This window comes from Rubrilithobacter danxiaensis (assembly GCF_047272945.1).
GTDB classification, from domain to species: Bacteria; Bacteroidota; Bacteroidia; order Sphingobacteriales; family Sphingobacteriaceae; genus Rubrolithibacter; species Rubrolithibacter danxiaensis.
The window spans coordinates 35,167-52,927 of record NZ_JBKOPS010000003.1 but is presented as its reverse complement, the minus strand read 5'-3'; the positions used below and the strand labels follow the sequence as shown (position 1 = coordinate 52,927).

The 17,761-nt window shown below is 38.2% G+C and carries 18 protein-coding genes; 6 read left to right on the top strand and 12 right to left on the bottom strand.

What is annotated here, in order from left to right:
- Positions 1–2: 2 nt before the first annotated feature.
- The 11 genes from ACLCDL_RS04330 to ACLCDL_RS04280 all read right to left on the bottom strand — a co-directional run bounded on the left by ACLCDL_RS04330 (position 3) and on the right by ACLCDL_RS04280 (position 11,615).
- Positions 3–647: a hypothetical protein gene (locus tag ACLCDL_RS04330; RefSeq protein ID WP_423147047.1), complete on the bottom strand. Its 645-nt coding sequence runs from the start codon at positions 645–647 to the stop codon at positions 3–5.
- Positions 648–658: 11 nt separating this feature from the next.
- Positions 659–1,336 carry a conjugal transfer protein TraI gene (locus ACLCDL_RS04325; protein WP_423147046.1) on the bottom strand — a complete coding sequence of 226 codons (678 nt, stop codon included), beginning with the start codon at positions 1,334–1,336 and terminating at the stop codon, positions 659–661.
- Between the two features lie 23 nt (positions 1,337–1,359).
- A complete protein-coding gene (locus ACLCDL_RS04320) occupies positions 1,360–3,828 on the bottom strand; it encodes a TraG family conjugative transposon ATPase (RefSeq protein WP_423147045.1) in 2,469 nt (822 codons plus the stop codon).
- A gap of 43 nt (positions 3,829–3,871) precedes the next feature.
- Positions 3,872–4,189 (bottom strand): DUF4133 domain-containing protein, encoded by a 318-nt coding sequence (locus tag ACLCDL_RS04315; protein ID WP_423147044.1) that lies wholly within the window; start codon positions 4,187–4,189, stop codon positions 3,872–3,874.
- Between the two features lie 38 nt (positions 4,190–4,227).
- Positions 4,228–4,566 (bottom strand): DUF4134 domain-containing protein, encoded by a 339-nt coding sequence (locus tag ACLCDL_RS04310; protein ID WP_423147043.1) that lies wholly within the window; start codon positions 4,564–4,566, stop codon positions 4,228–4,230.
- Positions 4,567–4,701: 135 nt separating this feature from the next.
- On the bottom strand, positions 4,702–5,181 hold the full coding sequence (locus ACLCDL_RS04305) for a hypothetical protein (protein WP_423147042.1): 480 nt from the start codon (positions 5,179–5,181) through the stop codon (positions 4,702–4,704).
- A gap of 305 nt (positions 5,182–5,486) precedes the next feature.
- Positions 5,487–6,521 (bottom strand): hypothetical protein, encoded by a 1,035-nt coding sequence (locus tag ACLCDL_RS04300; RefSeq protein ID WP_423147041.1) that lies wholly within the window; start codon positions 6,519–6,521, stop codon positions 5,487–5,489.
- 312 nt (positions 6,522–6,833) lie between these two features.
- Positions 6,834–7,214 carry a hypothetical protein gene (locus ACLCDL_RS04295; protein ID WP_423147040.1) on the bottom strand — a complete coding sequence of 127 codons (381 nt, stop codon included), beginning with the start codon at positions 7,212–7,214 and terminating at the stop codon, positions 6,834–6,836.
- Positions 7,215–7,219: 5 nt separating this feature from the next.
- Positions 7,220–8,584, bottom strand: coding sequence for a hypothetical protein (locus ACLCDL_RS04290; RefSeq protein ID WP_423147039.1), 1,365 nt, complete (start codon positions 8,582–8,584; stop codon positions 7,220–7,222).
- A gap of 140 nt (positions 8,585–8,724) precedes the next feature.
- Entirely contained in the window at positions 8,725–9,297 is a 573-nt protein-coding gene (locus ACLCDL_RS04285; RefSeq protein WP_423147038.1) for a Crp/Fnr family transcriptional regulator, read from the bottom strand.
- Between the two features lie 470 nt (positions 9,298–9,767).
- Positions 9,768–11,615, bottom strand: coding sequence for an ABC transporter ATP-binding protein (locus ACLCDL_RS04280; RefSeq protein WP_423147037.1), 1,848 nt, complete (start codon positions 11,613–11,615; stop codon positions 9,768–9,770).
- Between the two features lie 469 nt (positions 11,616–12,084).
- Here ACLCDL_RS04280 and ACLCDL_RS04275 point away from each other — a divergent pair, with 469 nt between their 5' ends.
- From ACLCDL_RS04275 to ACLCDL_RS04255, 5 genes are all read left to right on the top strand, one after another.
- On the top strand, positions 12,085–12,372 hold the full coding sequence (locus ACLCDL_RS04275; RefSeq protein WP_423147036.1) for a single-stranded DNA-binding protein: 288 nt from the start codon (positions 12,085–12,087) through the stop codon (positions 12,370–12,372).
- Positions 12,373–12,519: 147 nt separating this feature from the next.
- Entirely contained in the window at positions 12,520–13,587 is a 1,068-nt protein-coding gene (locus tag ACLCDL_RS04270; RefSeq protein ID WP_423147035.1) for a DUF932 domain-containing protein, read from the top strand.
- Between the two features lie 61 nt (positions 13,588–13,648).
- Positions 13,649–14,026 (top strand): hypothetical protein, encoded by a 378-nt coding sequence (locus tag ACLCDL_RS04265; RefSeq protein ID WP_423147034.1) that lies wholly within the window; start codon positions 13,649–13,651, stop codon positions 14,024–14,026.
- A 423-nt stretch (positions 14,027–14,449) separates the two neighbouring features.
- Positions 14,450–14,920 (top strand): JAB domain-containing protein, encoded by a 471-nt coding sequence (locus ACLCDL_RS04260; protein WP_423147033.1) that lies wholly within the window; start codon positions 14,450–14,452, stop codon positions 14,918–14,920.
- Between the two features lie 77 nt (positions 14,921–14,997).
- On the top strand, positions 14,998–15,537 hold the full coding sequence (locus ACLCDL_RS04255) for a hypothetical protein (protein ID WP_423147032.1): 540 nt from the start codon (positions 14,998–15,000) through the stop codon (positions 15,535–15,537).
- Positions 15,538–16,255: 718 nt separating this feature from the next.
- On the opposite strand, the gene ACLCDL_RS04250 is transcribed toward ACLCDL_RS04255, so the two are convergent.
- The gene (locus ACLCDL_RS04250) at positions 16,256–16,546 is read right to left on the bottom strand and encodes a hypothetical protein (RefSeq protein ID WP_423147031.1); all 291 of its coding nucleotides are present in this window, start codon (positions 16,544–16,546) and stop codon (positions 16,256–16,258) included.
- Between the two features lie 153 nt (positions 16,547–16,699).
- Between ACLCDL_RS04250 and ACLCDL_RS04245 the strand changes: the two genes are divergently transcribed.
- Complete coding sequence (locus ACLCDL_RS04245) at positions 16,700–17,590, top strand: toprim domain-containing protein (RefSeq protein ID WP_423147030.1); 891 nt, start codon at positions 16,700–16,702, stop codon at positions 17,588–17,590.
- The last annotated feature ends 171 nt before the right edge of the window (positions 17,591–17,761 follow it).

Below are 17,761 nucleotides of genomic sequence, written 5' to 3'. Positions count from 1 at the left end.
AACTAGTTTTTAAGTCCATACATCCTACGGCTGGTTTGAATATCACTTCCCTCATGTTTTCGAGTAGCTGCCAATAGAATTACCTCATTTCCAAAACTCTTCGCAAAAGAATAATTGTCCTGCATCCGCACATATAGTTCATCTATCCGCTTTAGTCGCTCCTGGTCCGTCATCTCTAATTTTCCGTTAGTCGTAAGAGTAATCAGTTCGTCAATTACTTCAGAGCAGTCATCAAGCAGCCTGTTATGAACACGATGGATGTAATTCATCTCTTCGGTATTAAAAGCAGTGCTCTGCTTTAAATCAGAATAGATGTGTTCGTAATTTTGAAAAATGGTCCGTTGAAGTGCAATGATTTTGCCCAACCTTGTATAGCTTTTGATTTTTGGATTGACATTCTTAAGTGAATTCAAATAGTCAGTATGGAGGTTTAGTTCTCCGTCTTTCAGATCACCTATACTTGTTAATCCTTTTTGAACAATCGAATACCCTTTATTTACATATCCTAAGTAGAGCTTTAAGGCGGCAATCTGTTGAATCAAATATTTCTTTTGTGTCTTCTTCTGTCTGAACCATTCGGAAAAGGTTTGTGCCTGCGCCCCTTCAATTAAACAGGCAAACAGTATTAGAATAAGCAGCTTTTTCATAGTCGTAAGTTTTATTCAATCCCATATAACTTTTTCACCACGTCGATATCATTGTGAGCTTTGGCCCGCTGTAAGCTCAGTAAAATAGACTGCTGGTTAAATTTCACCAGGTCGTAATAATTCGTATCAACCTGTTCCGCAGCAGCGTTAATGATTTCAAGTCGTTCAGCATCGCTCATCTGTGTAGTGAAGGAATTTATGACTAAAGAAATCCGGCCAATATTCTCTGTGCTCTGATCCAGAATACCGGAGTAAACCCGGCTCATATAATCCAATTCTTCGGGAGTGAAATTTTTGTCCTGTTTGAGTAGGTTCCATGCCCGCTGATACTCTTTTACCAAACGACCCTGTTTTCTGCTGATATCTTTTATCCGGTTGTAATAGGAAATAATGGATTTGACTTTGTAAAGCTCTTCATAGTAATCCTTGTATAAGGTACGCTGCCTTTCTACCCAGGTTGAAATTTCATCTAGCTTTAATTTTGACATCGTATTTTCCAGAACCTTTTGCGCGTTCTGCAACCATATAGTCTTATTCTGCAACCGCTGAATTTTTAGGTCAACCGCCCGAACTACTTTTTTAACACCTGCTTTAATAATTTCTGCTATAAGAATCTGCGCCTGTGTTTTTTGAACCGGTGTTATTACTCCCAGCGTCACAATTCCCAGCATCACTAATAACTTTTTCATACTATTTTGATTTACAGTTTATGCTAAACAATACCGGCTTTCATATCTCTTGCCAGTGCGGCTATACCTTTCTTTATATCCCCGTATTTTTGAGCGTACTCCATTACTTTTACTTTTTCCTTTTCTTCAGTAGTATAAGTTAAATATTCTTCGGTCGATACTTCGGTGCGATAAACTTTGGAAAGCGTTCCGCCCAGACTAATGAAAATTTCTTTGTACTTTTTTGAAGGATCATTAGCTTTATTTAGTGACAAGATCAGGGCTTTTTCTTTTTCGGTCAGCCCAAGAAGTTCCTGAATCTGTTCAAATTTGTTTTGATATTTCGATTGATCTAAAAGGATTTTACAGTCACTATTATTAATTATGGCCTGCTTAACCACTGGGGAACTGATGATGTCTTCCACTTCCTGGGTGACCACTACTGCTTCTCCAAAAAACTTACGTACCGTTTTAAAGAGATATTTAATGTATTCAGCCATTCCTTCCCTGGCTATGGCTTTCCATGCTTCTTCGATCAGTATCATCTTACGTACTCCTTTCAGCTTCCGCATCTTGCTGATAAAGACTTCCATGATAATGATGGTTACGACCGGAAACAGGATGGGATGGTCCTTAATGTTATCCAGTTCGAACACAATAAAACGCTCCTTTAGAAGATCTAAATTTTGAGAAGCATTAAGCAGATAATCAAACTCACCACCCTTATAAAAAGGTCGTAATACGTAAAGAAAATTGCTGATATCAAAGTCCTTTTCCTTTACCTTGTCGTCTTGCAGTACATCAACAAACTCATCCAATAAAAACTCATAGAAGCTGTTGAAATTTGGGAATATATTTTTATCATTATCCAGCTTTTCATAGTAAAGCTGCAAGGCATTGGACAAGGCTACATATTCGCTGCGGCGAAACACTTCATTATCTTTCTTCCATAAGGCAAGCAGCAACGTTTTAATACTTTCTTTTTTCTCGGTATCTAAAGTATCTCCTTCATTGATATAAAAAGGATTAAAACATATAGGATTTTTTTCATTATAAGTGAAGTAATAGCCATTTACCATATCGCACAAGCCTTTATAACTATGGCCCACATCTACTAAAAGGATGTGTGTTCCCTGCTCATAATACGAGCGGACCATGTGATTGGTAGAAAAGCTCTTCCCTGAACCTGAAGGCCCTAAAATGAATTTGTTGCGGTTTGTACATATACCTTTTTCAAGCGGTTCATCGCTAATATCTACATGCACTGGTTTTCCGGTTAAGCGGTCTCCAAGCCTCAGCCCTACAGGACTTACAGAAGAACGGTAACTGCTTTCAAGATTTAGAAAACAGGCAGCTTGTTCAGCAAACGTATCAAAGGTGTCGTTCATAGGAAAGTCAGCTTCATTACCGGGAATGCCTGCCCAGAATATCTGTGGTGCTCCGACGGTTTCCTGTTTAGCGGCCGCATCCATTTGCGCCAAAGCGGATGATACTTTATTTTTTAAATCTTTTAGTTCCTCTTTTCTGTCTGTCCATACCAGTACATTAAAGTGAGATTTTACGGGCAAACGGTGCTGGCCAATCGCTTCATTCAGGAAATCGTTGACTGCGTCTCTTGCTATTGAGTTCTCCCGGCTGTAGGCTGAAAGGGATTGCAGGCGCAGGCGCTTACTTTCGAGCTTTTGAATCGTCTTTTGTGCATCCTCGATGAAGATGTACTGATTGTAGATATGATTGCAGGATAGAAGCTGTCCCAGAGTGGAGGCAAAACCGATACTGAATTTGCTTTTATCGGTAGAATACTTATCATAATTAATCCTTGAACCGCACAAGGCCGGAAGGTCAGCTGCATCTCCTAAGGTATACAACTGGCAGTACTGATCACCTACCTGTATACCTTCTTTAAACTCTATGTCTTTATATAAAAATGAATCTTCCTTGTCGGCCAGATAACAATAGCGTTCAATTAACCCCATTTTCCGACTTTGGCTTAGTAGTTCTTCATTCTTTAACTGTTTAAGCTGAATAAATCCACTGTCCTCCAGTATCCGTTTAAACTGCCCTGCGCTATCTGCAAAATCCTGTAATAATTGCTGGTTTAGCGTTTCATCGGGAACGATCGACCTGCGTAGGAGATTGGAAAATAAAGAAGAAGCTGGCTTTCTGCCGATTGGCTTTTTAGTGAGTAGTATATAACAGTCATGATCTAAAAAGGGTCGCTCGTTGAAAAAACGCTCACTGCTGAAGGAAAGAAAGCTTCTGTCTTCACGGGTAAAATCAGGTTTATATTTGCTGTCTATAAACCAGTCCTGTTTGTGAAAGACGGAAAGCTTCGGTAATACCTTTATCGCCTTAACCCATGCCTGGTGAAAGGCTTCGTATTCTTGGTCAGATAGGGTAAATATTTCAGGTAGTTCGGCCTTAAAGACTAAAGTAATATCTCCCTGACAGGATAAGATACAATCATGCTCTACATCTAATATTGGTAAAATTTCTTTCAACTGCTTTTCCATCTCCACTTTCTTTACTGTTAATAATATCTGTAGCCAGGTTCTGCTATTCCTTTTTTAGGAATAGCTTCCTGCTGTAACACTTCAATATTTTTGGAATTTGCCGTTTAGCAAGAACCTTCATCATTCCATATTCCCCGTACTTGTTGCTCAATGCGTAAACTTTAGTGACTAGCACAGTGCCTGCCAGCAGAATAATTGCAATGCAGATAAAAGAGTTAATGCCAATGATATAGAGAATAGCAAACAGGATAAGCAGCACGATTACACCCCCGCCGAAATACCAGATGTACTGAGCTTTGAGTCCTTTAAACTCAATACTTTTATTAATTCCTTTATTTATTTGATATACACTGTTACTCATGGTAGTTTTATTCTAAAACTCCCTAGAGGGGAGTAGGTCTATACGCCGAAGAATGATTTGATTACAGTTGCAACAACGACAAGGAAAACACAGCTTCCAAACCAGGCCGCAGCAACCTTTCCGGTATCCTGATCGCCAGCATTCCATTTTTGATAAACTTTAATTGCACCAATAAGACCCAATAGTGCACCTACCGCATACATTAGATTCGTTCCTGAATCGAAATAACTGCGAACCTGAGTATTTGCAGCTTCAATACCTGCATTTCCGTCTTGGGCAGAGGCGGTAAAATGAAAAGCCAATAAAATAATCAGTCCACCCGCAGCTCTGACCTGTTTTCTGTTAAGTCTTTTAAATTTCCGTACACACATTTTCATAACACACTAGTTTAAAAGTTAAAATTGCTTGATTTAAAAAGCGGAGGGCGGCTGCTGTTTCTTACCCAAACCCATTCTTCACATTGCCCTACAGCACAAGAGTTGAACAGGAGCTGATCCCTCCGCTAGGCTCTACTACAAATCACTCCACAACATCACTACCTCATCTTCACTCAATGTAATAGAACCGTATTTTGCACATTCCGATGTTATCAGTTCAATGATCGCTGATTGGAATGGAGAAGTTTTTAATTCAGGATATTCTTTAAGTATTAGGCGCAGGTATTGTGCAAACTCTTCTTTCAGAGCTTTTTTATCAGAAGCCTCTTTCGCGGCATCTTTTAGCCTGCAGACCAGGTGTTCTACTTCCTGGAAAGGATCATCCTCTGAATTTGGAGCCGCACTATCGAGTGGTAGAACCCGCGGTTGAGCATTTACAGTATTCGGATAAGCAAACGAGCGATGGTCAACCTCAGGATCAACTTGAGGTGTGCGTTTGTCTATTATGTTTTTCAGATCCTGATAATAAAACCGTATTCCAACGAACAGGTAATAAATTACGAGTAGCAGGATAATTACAACTATGTAATTCGTCCAGGTGATGTTTGTAAACATAGGCTTCGCTTTTTGTTGTTCACTTAATCAATCCGGTAGTTATTTACTATCCGGGTTGTTTACAATTACATCACAAAGGAACATCAGCTTTGTGGGCTCAACAAGTCCAACTTTTTTTGTACCTGAATTGTACCTGTTGTACGCTGCTGATTATCAGAAAGAAAAAATGATTAAAAAAATAAAAATGGTAAAGGCGTTTTTTAATCTTCAATTAGCATCTATGTGAATCCAAAATTCAGTTCAGTCTTATTAAAACGATTAAAGGACTGGATTTTAAAATTTGTATGCCTTGAATAATCCAAAGTTCAATACTCACTTATTTTCTTAATAATATGCTCAAGCGTTTGAATTGCTATCTCTTTATCTCTTTCTTCGGCACTGTAGGATTTGCTGCGCATAGAATCTACGGAAAGATTTTCTTTATAAGGGGTAGAAAGATGGGGGACAATAGTTTTAAAAACGTCGCTCATGGAACGAGCCATTAAAATTTTAAGCTCGTCGGCAGCCCGCAGGATAAGCGCCATTTGATCAGATGACAAAATACATAAGACTTTAGTTTTTTCCTTTTGGGCAGAAACGGAAGATTTTAAATCCGCTGTTTCATTCTGCAATGGTATGATGGATAAATGCAACTTCTTCTCCAAGTAGTAAATCTCCTGTGAGAACCAGTTACTTAATTCTGTCTTCAGATCTCCGTACCCCGGATTTAGAATTACGTTCGGTTTACTATGAACCTGGTTTAAATTCTTAAAATACCAGAGCAATTTTTCCAGCTTTTCAGAAATGTTCTGCAGCTCATTAATTTTCCCAGCAATTCTCTTTGTTAGAAAGTTCAGGTAGCGTGTACTGTTGAAATTTAAGCTTATTAGCAATTGGTTTAGGGGAATATAAATATTCTGTTCTTCTCCTAAATTAACCAAATTCTCTAACTCTTGCACGAGTTCCTTATGATATACAACTTCACGAAAAGTTATTTTAGGATTGCTTTTAGTTCCAATTGCAAATGAATAAAACTGTTCTAAAAGAAGATCTGAGAGATCTTTATTGTCGACTTTAGGTACCAGGCTCTTCTTTAATCGATCTATTTTCTCGAATAATTGCTTTTTAATTATTGTAAGATATGTAAAGGGTACTGGTTTGTTTAAACTCAGATAGTTGGAAAATCGAGTTTCAATAAATTCCAACAGATTTTCAATGTTGAAAATGAGAGTTTTATAAAGTTCTTTTAACTCTTTATTCTTTGAGGATACCTTCTGTTTATTTTCGTAAGCCTGATTAACAAGAAAGATCAGATTGGAATAATACTGGTTAACTAGGGTGTTAATTTTATTCTCATCCAATAAGCTAAAGATATCCTTCGTGAGCTGAAGCTGATAATTTAAAGTTTCCTCAGCTATTGTTGACTGCAAGTGGAGAATCTGATCATTAGAAATTTTGGATAGGTTAAGTCGGGTAGGGCTAAGGGTCAAGTTAACTAAAGTTTCCAGCCACTCTAAGCAATATCCGTTTTGCATTTTTAGAAATTTCTTCAGTAAAAGCTATACCTCAATACCAAGTAAATTTCCTAATGACAAGTTATAACGCAATTGATAATAGTCAAGAAATCCATTCGTATAAAAACACAGATTGGAAAACTTATTTAGTAAAAAACCTCAGGAATGAGCTTTTAAAACGGTCTTTCCGTAGGCTCCGATAGAAAAAAAGAAAAGGATAACAGTTGTGACGGATAATACGGCTGTAATCAATGTGACAGACTGAAGCACGAAAAGATGGGCAATGGCATTAATTCCAAATATAAAAAGGCAGAAGAGGTATAATGATTTCTCGTTTCGGTAATAAGGACGTGCTATAGCGGTATATACTAAGAATATCAAAGCTATCAATTGAAAAAGCGTGTTTACCATACCTAATACTGTTCCTGATGCAAAAGAAATAAACATCCCAGCCATTTGCGGTAGAGTTCCAAACGTTTCTCCATAATAGCCAAGAATTATTAAGTACAGAAAAGCCGTAATTAATTTAATTTTTGTCATAGACATTAATTAGAACAGGGACCAGAACTTTTCGGAGCAGTACCACCGTTAGGATTGATACTGTTATTGCCTGTAGAGTTATATACATTTCTTAAATCTTTTCCCAATTGGCCAGGGGATCTATCTGTGGGTCCACTTGCGTTACTGGAAGGTAGATTTATTCCTGAAGTTTTACATAAGTCATATACAAAGTTAGAACAATTTCTCTCATACAAATTATAAGTATAGGTGTTTGGTGAGAAAGAATTTAAAAAATTTATAGCAGAATTGAACTGACCTGGAGATACACGGTAAGAGGACGAAACTGTATAGTGAAAGTTGCCCGTTCCATTGTCTCTTAAAGCGCTATAAACAAATTGATTTGAGATAAGCGATACAGGGCCTCCACCAGGATAAAACCCTATTACCTGTGTTGTTTTACCATTTGAAAGACCGACACAGACGTGGCCGATTCCATTGACTAAACCAGACGAGCTGTTAACTCCATAATCCGGCTCCTGCACATAGACAGTAATTGTAAGAGGAGCGGAATTTGCCAAAACATTCCCAAAACATTTAGTGTAATTTCTTATATCAGTAATTTTGGGATCTCCACGTCCTGGAAGAAAGGGAATTGGAATTGAACTTTTTCCAGTAGTGCGGCCACTGCCATGATTAAAACTTGTAAAGGCACCTCCATAGGTATAACCGGTATAACTCACGGGGGCTGAAAAGTAATTACAAACTTGATATTCGTATACAACAGGATACCAATATCTGCCATATTGACTTATATAGTTCGCTGAGTACCACGAACAAACTAAAGTCTTTACTTCAGGGTTAGCATTTTTATCATCGGACTTAGTTGGTTTTATTATTCCCTTAACCACACCATCCTGTACAGTTATCCCACTTTCCAGTTCGTGCTTCTTGTTTAGTACAAAGACTTCGCCTGAAAAGTGCTTTACATTTATTCCCTGGTATTTCCAAAGATGCCATAGATCCGGAATTACCTCAATGAATCTCACCTCTATTTTTCCTTGCTTGTTTTTGTAAAAAAAAGCTTTTTTAAATCCTGTATTTAACTTGTTTTTTTGAACTGCTCCTTCTAAATTTCCCAATAGTGCTTTTCCATTGTCAACTGAAAGAAGACTTGGCCAATCTATTGCACTGGAAAGCTGTTTTATAAAATTTTCTTCATGTATAGAAGATACTTTAGTTTCCTTCAATACTTCTTCTGAAATATATTTTTTCACCTCACTAACTGTTATTAAACTGTCATTGTTACCAATGGGATCTTTATTTTTCCTGATTTCCTCCTTTTTGCATCCAAAGATTATAGCGGTAAAAAAACCTACTATTATTAATACCCGCTTTATTTGATTAGTCATGAAATAATTATTGAAGGTTTATAGTAATTAATAATGAATTGGTTTAGAAACAGTAAGTTACTGTTTCAGAGAACAGATGTATAAGTAGGGTGTTTAAGGAAAATGTTTTTTGTGAAAGCTGAGAAGTTGCTTCTGTTACTTTAATATCGCTTTGCTCTTATTCGGCTTAGTGTTTCAGGGGTTATTCCGAGATGAGAGGCAATTTGCTTTAATTCCGCCTTTTGCACTACTTCGGGATAGTTTTTCAATAGTTCATGATATCTTTCTACAGCTGACAATGCTCTTAGATTAATTGCCCTTTCTTCAGAGCTTACGTAGTACTTTTCTGTTAGAATTCTTCCAACGATATTAAATTCAATAAAGTCTTGATAGATAGTTTGAAGATCCTCATAGCTTATAGATTGTAAAATAGAATCATCTAACAGTTCTATTGTTTCTATGGCTGGCTTGCGTGAATAAAAGCTGTAAACAGAAATCATGATATCGTTTTTACCCAAGAACCAAGAGGTGTATTCCTTTCCGTCTTTGAAGTAGTATGCTCGTGCAAATCCCTCCTTAATGAAGTAGATACGTTTTTCGGTTTGTCCCTCTCTTAACAACACATGCTTTTTAGGGAAAAGCTCCTCTTTTAGAATACTTTTTATTCGTTCTATTAAAGTACTGGACAGGGGGACTATACCGGAAAGCACTGAGATTAATTCTGATATATCCATAAGAAAGTTATTTATTAAAAGTTATAAAGAAATACTTTATTTCTTAAGTTATGTTTTTGATACTGCTTGCAATGGTTGGAATAAAAAATGAGGATGGGCATGACTTGAATAGTTTTGTATGATGGTTCACGAAACAATGCCATTAATTTAGCATGCTAATTCAAACGGCTATTTTAGACTATTTTTAGTATCGCGTCTACTTAGTAGGTAAAGTTTTTATAATCTTTTACAAATACTATAAAAATAGTAATCGGAAGAAATCATAGATCGTACTTGTTAGTTCAAATCATAGTTGAGAAGGAGCAGGAATTTGAGGTAAAGGGAAGCTATGAGCGACAGTCTCACGAGTCATGTTAATCGAACTGTTAAATGAAAGGAAGCCATAATAGCCGACTGGCTTACAAACAAACGACTGTTTTCTTAAATCATAATTTGCAGAGTTAACGTGTTTTCGATCATTGAATCAGTTCCTAGCGATATCCCATTGCTTGCAAATCAAACAATTCAGCATAACGTCCTTTCTGTGCGAGTAATTCCTCATGGCTTCCGATTTCGATCAACCGGCCTTTTTCCAACACCAAAATACGATCGGCCATACGAACCGTAGAAAAACGGTGTGAGATAAGGACTGCTGATTTACCTTTTGTTAAATCTGCAAAACGCTGGAATACTTCATATTCAGCCCTGGCATCTAATGCGGATGTCGGTTCATCAAGAATGAGTAATTGTGCGTCCTTCATATATGCTCTTGCAAGCGCTACTTTCTGCCATTCTCCACCCGAAAGCTCTATACCCTGATAAAACCGTTTGCCAAGCATCTGCTGGTATTTTCCCGGCAGTTTTTCAACTAAAACATCAGCGAGACTTTGCCTGGCCGAACGAATAATAAGATCATCATTCTCCTTTTCTTTGATATTTCCGACAGCAATATTTTGTGCAATGGTCATTTGATATCGCAGATAATCCTGGAAAATAATACCGACCTGCATCCTAAGTTCATTCAAATCATACTCTTTTAAATCCACACCATCTAATAAAATTCGGCCTTCAGTTGGATCATACAATCGAGCCAGTAGTTTTACCAGTGTAGTTTTGCCGGCACCGTTTTCACCTACCAAGGCAAGCTTTTCTCCAGGATTAAGGGTGAAATTTAAATGGCGATTCGCCCATCTGTCGGAGTTGACATATTTAAAACCTACATCTTCAAATGTAAAGCCTTGTTTGATAGGATTAGGAAAAGGCTTGGGGTGAGTTGAATCCTTAATTTTGGGTTTGATCTCAAAAAAGTCAAAAAAATCACGAAGGTAAATTGCTCCTTGCGACACTGAAGTAAACCGCGTTAAAATTCCTTCCAGCAGACTTCTTAACTGGCGGAAGGAACCTGCAAGAAAAGTCAGATCACCAATAGAAATAAGTCCATTAATAGCTCTAACAATAATGAACACATAGGCGGCGTAATATCCAGCACTGCCAAGTACGGTAAATAGAGTTCCCCATGAAGACCTTTGAATGGCTAAATGCCGGTTATCCTGATAGAATTTAGTAGATAAGTTCCGGAAGCGATCAATGATGAAACCAGACAGGTCAAATATTTTTACTTCTTTGGCTGTTTCATCACTTGCTCCCAAATAGCGAAAATAGTCCAATTCTCTGCGTTCAGGAGTCTGTCGGCGGGTAAGAGCATAATTTTGATTGTTAAAATAGGATTCACCAAGAAAGGCAGGAATAATTGCAATTAACAGCAGCACGATGAGCCAAAGATTAAATGCTGCTAAACCTACTGCAAGAAAGCCCATCGTAATCAGTTCCTGAACCTGCGTCATTACTTGAGATAGCAATACCGTACGTCCAACCGTTTGCTGCCGGGCACGTTCAAGTTTATCATAAAACACCGAGTCCTCAAACTGATCTAAATCCAGGGTAGCCGCATGAGCCATGATCTTAATAGAGGTGTGATTAGAAAACAGGTCGCCAAGCAGGCTATCCATCAGAGTAATTCCACGACTTAAAGCATCTGATAACACAGCCAGACCAAATTCAAGAGCAACCAGCTGCCACAAATGTTGGGTTGAATAACCTTCATGATTCTGATTTAGCTGCACCACCTGATCAATAATCAGCTTTCCAACGTACAACATTGCCAAAGGCAGCGCAGATCTTACAATGCGAAGAACAACATTTGTGATTGTCATCCATTTACTGGTTTGCCAGACCAGCTTGAAAAATTCGGGCAGGTTTTTTAATGCACTTAGACGTTCCTTAAAAGTTAATTGCGGTGTTTCTTTCGGTTTCTTATTAAAAATCCGCTTCCAATTCATTTATGCAAATTAAGGAAATTGCTGCCATTGCAAGAGATTGGATATTAGATTCTAGTTTTTCTGTTCCCTCGGGCCGGGCTATCCATTCTAAGTCCTCATTTCATTATGGGCTTCCATTACTATCCCTAACGGAATCTTTCAGTTGCATAGGTTTTATAAGAGTTAATAAGAATAGACTTAATAACTGTTTTTCAATCGAAACGGATAAAAAGGGCAGCGAAGTTTGTGTCCGTAGTGCTTTTAGCTGATTAGATACAGCCAAAAGACTACGGCATAATGGATAAGGCTTCGTTCCTCCACCTTATCCACCCTGCGGGACTTATTCCGTTTCCTTTTGGCTTTCTGCGAACACACTTTATGAGCTTTCTTTTTTTTCGTTTTTTCTTTTGAAAAACAGCTTTTTTGAGGGGCAGACGGACTAAAAGGGAATAGAGATAACAAAATCAGTATTCACTTAAAAAGTTCAACTATGGAAATCACAGGAAGATTAACCGCAAATGCACAAGTTAACACATTAAAAGATGAAAGACAGGTGGTTCATTTCAGTATCGCCATAAACGACAGCTACAGACCGAAAGATAGTGATGAAATCAGGCAGATCACGACGTATATCAACTGCTCGTACTGGCTAAACGTAAAAGCGGCCAAATGGCTTAAAAAGAGAACATTAGTGCAATTGTATGGACTTGTGGGCTTGAATGCTATGTGTCAACTCACAGGGCGCGGCAGCCGGCTCCCTCACTTTTCATGTCAATGATTTGAAATTACTTGCTTTTGCGAAAGAAAGAGCAGAAAATAAAGACGAACCCTCTACTAATTACTCAGCAGATGCAATAAACTCAACCGAGGCAGATGACTTGCCTTTCTAATCAACTCATTTTAATCACCACTTAATTTAAATACAATGCCACACAATATAAATTTCAACGGCCAAACCGGCAAACACAGCTTCTTCAGTGTAAAGGAAAACGCATGGCATGGATTAGGACAAATTGTATCCGATTACCCAACAAGTGCCGAAGCGATAGAATATGCCGGACTGGATTACGAAGTCGTGAAATCACCTTTATTTACCAAAGGAAATGATTTGCAGATAAGTGAAACTGGAATTGAATCAACTGAAAGCGCCCTCAATGTTCCGGATTATTATGCAACTGTGAGAACGGATAATAATTCTGTATTAGGAGTTGTTGGAAAAGATTATGAAATCGTTCAGAACCGGGATGCTTTTTCTTTTTTCGACAGCATCGTTTCCGGCAGCGGAATTCTCTATGAAACTGCTGGCGCATTAGGTAAAGGAGAACGTATTTTTATTACAGCGAAACTTCCGGATTATATTCGGGTTGGCAAAGACGACCTGATAGAAAAGTACCTTTTTCTGACTACTTCTCACGATGGCAGCGGAAGTATAATCGCTGCTTTTACCCCTGTTAGAATCGTTTGTGCCAATACACTTCATGCCGCATTAAACAATCGTGCTAACAGCGTCAAAATTCGTCATACAACCAGAGCAAAGGAACGATTAGAGCAGGCTCATAAAGTAATGGGTATTTCCAATTCGATTTCCGGTAATCTTGAAAGCATCTTCAACGAATGGGCTAAGATTCATATTACTGACAAAGAAGTAAAGAAGCTTATTCAACTAGCATTAGTACCGAGCAAGGAAGTATTACAGAACCTGAAACAGGGCAAGGAAGATGAACTTTCAACCTGTTTCAAAAATATGTGTAGTGATGCTTTCGAATATGCGATGAGTAATCCCTCGCAGCTATTGGAAACTACGGAAGGTACTTTATTTGGAGCCTACAATTCCGTTACCGGATACTTTCAGAATGTGAGGAAGTACAGGGATGATGAAGCCAAATTGAAATCAATCTTACTTGGAGGTATAGCGCAGATGCGAACACAATCTGCATTCAATCTCTGTGAAGAATTCGCTATTCACGGTGCTTCTGCCTTAGTGCTGAATTAACTTTTCGGATGAGCGATTATTATTTCGCTCATCCCTATTCTTTTACCTGAAGATATCTATCATGAAACCGCTTAATAATTTAACCAATATAGAAAAAGCAAAACTGCTGCACGACCTATTCCCCGAGGAAATACCCTCTTTACTTGCCTTTGTTTGTAACATGAGCATAACCGTGAAAGAGCAGGAACAGCAACATCGGGAACGATGGGAGAACGGTTTGTTCGGGTTTGACTTTTGGCTTTCCCTGTTGACAGAGGTTGACAGCAAAATCAATAAATACGCGAATAAATTAAACAACAGATCGTTGCTCTTCGCCGAGCAGTTGTTTAACGGTTACCTGGCTATGTACATGGTACATTGCCTCACGGTTTATACAACCAACCGGCAGCACACAAATAAAAAATTTACTCAAGCAGTTGATTTACTATTTAACCCTTAACCAGTATTAGCCGTGACAATAGGAGTCGTTTTATTAATCATCGGATTCGGTTTAAAGTATATTATTAACAGACGCAGGTTTAACAGAAGGTCTATAACAGGAATAGAACTATTCCATTCCTATGAACAAGCTCTTATTACAAGAGGAATAGAGGGCATGATTGGTTTAGTGGCGAGAGCTTTAATAGCTTTCGGCTCGTTGTACACAGCCTTACAATTACCATTTTTTTAAAGATAATATAGAATTTAAGCATTAATCATTTCACAAAGTTAGGCACAGGGCTGCTGAGCGTCCAAGAGCTTCCCGCATAAACACGCTCCCTGCCCTCAAAGGCCCTCATTTATTCGTTTGCCTCTTGGGCTTTATTGCCCTATGCCTGCATAGCATCCATAATTAATTTTTAAACTTTTAAATCATTGAATTATGGAAAATGTAATGAGTATTTCAGGCATGTACAGGGTTGCAGAAGTTGAACTGGTTTATAAAACTAAAGTCAAAGCTTCAGAGCGTCCTAAAGTATCCGGTTCCAAAGAAGTTTATCAACTTTTAGCCGCATGCTGGGATGAAAGTAAAATAGAGTTTGTAGAACAGTTTAAGATCCTGCTGCTGAACCGGGGCAATAAAGTGCTGGGTGTATATGAAATTTCAACAGGCGGAATGGCCGGAACCATAGCAGATCCAAAAGTAATATTCAGCGCTGCGCTAAAAGCCTGTGCAAGTTCCATCATTTTATCTCATAACCATCCTTCAGGAAATTTGAAGCCAAGTGATGCGGACATTCAGTTAACCAGAAAGATTATTAACGGCGGTAATTTGCTTGATATTGCAGTATTGGATCATGTGATTATTTCAGCAGAAGGATATTACTCATTTGCCGACGAGGGACTTATATAGTCCCTTTTTTTATTCATACAGTTTGTATAAAAACAGATAGTTGTAAATTTGAATATCTACTACTAAAATCGATTACTATGAAAAAGCTTACCGCCATTTTATCTTCAATCGCTGTCATATTAGTTGCCTGCTCAAACAATGAAGAATTAAGCAGAGAAGAAGCATTAAGATTAATCAGTCGAACTATGGAATATCCAAAAGTGGTGGACTATGACATTTACTGCAGTGATCCGAAATTTGCTGAAAAAGTGCTTGATGCAGGGCTGGAAGAAAAAGGTTTAGTGGTAGTGCAGCGAACTCAAAAGTTACGTGATGTAAATAAACCTCTCATTCAGTTTTCAGGCAAAGCTGAACAATATCTATTGAAGACTCCTGAAAAAGACAAATCAATAGATGTACAAAAGGTAAAACTGGCCGAGGAAGAATTGCAGGAAGTGACAGGTATAAAGATGATGGATGATGGAAAAAGTGCAGTAGCTAATTATACCACCGCTTATAAAAACATCACACCCTTTGCTGATCTAATAGAACGAGATTTAAATAAACAGGAAGTCCATAAAGCTTACTTTTCCCTCTATGACAATGGCTGGCAGTATGAAAAGAAACCGGAATATTGAAATTATAGGCTTGACCAATTGCGGATGCAAACAGAGGGGTTACTCGTAGATAATTATCTTTTAAAATCTTTGATAATCTTGCTTGTCGAAAGTCAAGAGAAAGAATTCCGTGGAAAAGTTCTTTCGTTACAATGCTAACTTAATTACAAAAGAAGCCCCAATCACAGTAGAATAAGCAATGTTTCTTTTGGATTAAAGCCTTAAGGTATTTCGACACAGGTTGTTCCATCGACATTAAATTTTCTTCAAGGACATAACATTACCCTTACATTAAAGGATTTAAGAAAATAGTATCTTTGTTAAAAAATATTCTTGAAGCGTTTTTGCTTTAAGTCCTGAACGGAAACTTAGGAACTTTCTCAACAGCAGGACATAAGTGAAGAACGTCCATGCTACGGCGTGGGCGCACTTATTGCTGTTGGGTTTCCTAAGACCTCTGTTTAGTAAGCTGTTGCCTGCGCCTTTTTTGCAGGTTATTTGGATAATTAAAAGCTTGCTCTGATGACACCCGATATTTGCTATCCCGAATTTGAATATTCTATCGAACAACTCTAGAAGTTCATAGCCGTTCATGAGTTCTTTACAATTATGCTGAATGACGGAAGAATCATTCATTTTACTCCAAATGATCCTGATTCCTTCCGACAATGGTTACTGGAGCATCGGATTCAGGATATCCGACAGGAAGATGGATGGGTAATTCCTTAAAACGCAGAATCTATTTGTCCTTGCTTAATAAAGTTAGCTTTTCGCTCAGCTCTGTCAGCCCCGCTTTATGTAAACATTCGCCTGCAAGTTCGGTCAGCTCCTGCAATGTTTCTTTAGGAACAATATCAACAAGGTTAGAAGATTTGTCTCCTTCTTTTACCGTTAAGCCTCGTTGAATCACACTGCTTAAAAGGAGTACGTTTTTGCGTGAGATTTTCATATCAATCTTCACCGTTTCATTCATGCCGGGGATACTTAATATCGTATCATACACTTTGGCCACATCATTTGTTGTTAGCATAATCTAGACGTTTTAAATTATTAAACTTCAAAACAAAAGTAGAAAGCCGTCTTTAAACCATCCTCATCAAAATATGGGGAGGATAGGCTGTACCCGTTCTGCTTGTTTAACTTCGTATTCATAATCTGAATGTGAAATTGAAAATGTGCGGTTATGGATATCAGAAACAAGCGACTTCCTATCAGTGAAGTCCGAGAAATGGACATGGTGAATTACCTGTCTGCATTAGGCCACGAGCCTTCAAAAATCAGGAATAACGATTATTGGTATTTGTCTCCTTTACGGGATGAAAAAATGCCATCCTTCAAGATCAACCGGAAACTAAATCGGTGGTACGATCACGGCTGGGGTAAAGGCGGTAACCTGATAGATTTTGCTATCCTGTATCATGGATGCACTATCGGCGAACTGCTCGAAAAACTGAGCGGTAAACTTTTCATTCGAAAGCCGATTATCGATTTATCCAAAACAGAAGCCGAACCGGAAAGCAGGATAAAGATAATAGGTAATTTTACCCTCGTATCTTATGCTTTACTGCGTTACCTGGAGCTGCGACGAATACCAGTTGCTATAGCTGACCGTTATTGCCGTGAAGTCCGTTATGAACTCAATGACAAAACTTACTACGGCATTGGATTTAAAAATGATTCCGGCGGTTATGAAATCCGTAATCCCTATTACAAATGCAGCAGTTCTCCCAAAGATATAACCACGCTCAGAAATGGCGCAGATGAAGTGATCGTTTTCGAGGGCTTTATTGACTTCCATTCATTCAGAAGTATTCACAGGAACAAGCCTCTAAACCGAAGCGATTTCGTGGTTTTAAACTCCCTTTCTTTCTTTGAGAAAGCCCGGCCATTTATGGAGAAACACCAAACGATCCGACTCTATTTAGACCACGATACTGCCGGACAAAATTGCAGTCGTTATGCAGAATCTCTAAGTGAAAAATACAATGATGAAAGTGGCCTTTATAAGCACTGTAAAGATTTCAATGACTGGATGATGAATTTTGGAGGGTCTTCTAATAAACCTCCCGGTTAAAAATCCCAGCAAAATGAAGAGCAGCCAATATTTTGTATTTGTTAAAAGATCAAGGATTAAGAACGCTTGAAAATAGATTTTTTTTAACCCTGTAAAGTCATAAAAACATTAAAAAGGCTGGGAAGATTGCCTCTTTTCAGCAATCGGCCAGATGTCCGGTTGTTAAACAAC

Bases quoted from the DNA above. Each gene is read 5' to 3' on its own strand.
- ACLCDL_RS04330 (WP_423147047.1), bottom strand. From the start codon at position 647: ATGAAAAAGCTGCTTATTCTAATACTGTTTGCCTGTTTAATTGAAGGG.
- ACLCDL_RS04325 (WP_423147046.1), bottom strand. From the start codon at position 1,336: ATGAAAAAGTTATTAGTGATGCTGGGAATTGTGACGCTGGGAGTAATA.
- ACLCDL_RS04320 (WP_423147045.1), bottom strand. From the start codon at position 3,828: ATGGAAAAGCAGTTGAAAGAAATTTTACCAATATTAGATGTAGAGCAT.
- ACLCDL_RS04315 (WP_423147044.1), bottom strand. From the start codon at position 4,189: ATGAGTAACAGTGTATATCAAATAAATAAAGGAATTAATAAAAGTATT.
- ACLCDL_RS04310 (WP_423147043.1), bottom strand. From the start codon at position 4,566: ATGAAAATGTGTGTACGGAAATTTAAAAGACTTAACAGAAAACAGGTC.
- ACLCDL_RS04305 (WP_423147042.1), bottom strand. From the start codon at position 5,181: ATGTTTACAAACATCACCTGGACGAATTACATAGTTGTAATTATCCTG.
- ACLCDL_RS04295 (WP_423147040.1), bottom strand. From the start codon at position 7,214: ATGACAAAAATTAAATTAATTACGGCTTTTCTGTACTTAATAATTCTT.
- ACLCDL_RS04290 (WP_423147039.1), bottom strand. From the start codon at position 8,584: ATGACTAATCAAATAAAGCGGGTATTAATAATAGTAGGTTTTTTTACC.
- ACLCDL_RS04285 (WP_423147038.1), bottom strand. From the start codon at position 9,297: ATGGATATATCAGAATTAATCTCAGTGCTTTCCGGTATAGTCCCCCTG.
- ACLCDL_RS04280 (WP_423147037.1), bottom strand. From the start codon at position 11,615: ATGAATTGGAAGCGGATTTTTAATAAGAAACCGAAAGAAACACCGCAA.
- ACLCDL_RS04275 (WP_423147036.1), top strand. From the start codon at position 12,085: ATGGAAATCACAGGAAGATTAACCGCAAATGCACAAGTTAACACATTA.
- ACLCDL_RS04270 (WP_423147035.1), top strand. From the start codon at position 12,520: ATGCCACACAATATAAATTTCAACGGCCAAACCGGCAAACACAGCTTC.
- ACLCDL_RS04265 (WP_423147034.1), top strand. From the start codon at position 13,649: ATGAAACCGCTTAATAATTTAACCAATATAGAAAAAGCAAAACTGCTG.
- ACLCDL_RS04260 (WP_423147033.1), top strand. From the start codon at position 14,450: ATGGAAAATGTAATGAGTATTTCAGGCATGTACAGGGTTGCAGAAGTT.
- ACLCDL_RS04255 (WP_423147032.1), top strand. From the start codon at position 14,998: ATGAAAAAGCTTACCGCCATTTTATCTTCAATCGCTGTCATATTAGTT.
- ACLCDL_RS04250 (WP_423147031.1), bottom strand. From the start codon at position 16,546: ATGCTAACAACAAATGATGTGGCCAAAGTGTATGATACGATATTAAGT.
- ACLCDL_RS04245 (WP_423147030.1), top strand. From the start codon at position 16,700: ATGGATATCAGAAACAAGCGACTTCCTATCAGTGAAGTCCGAGAAATG.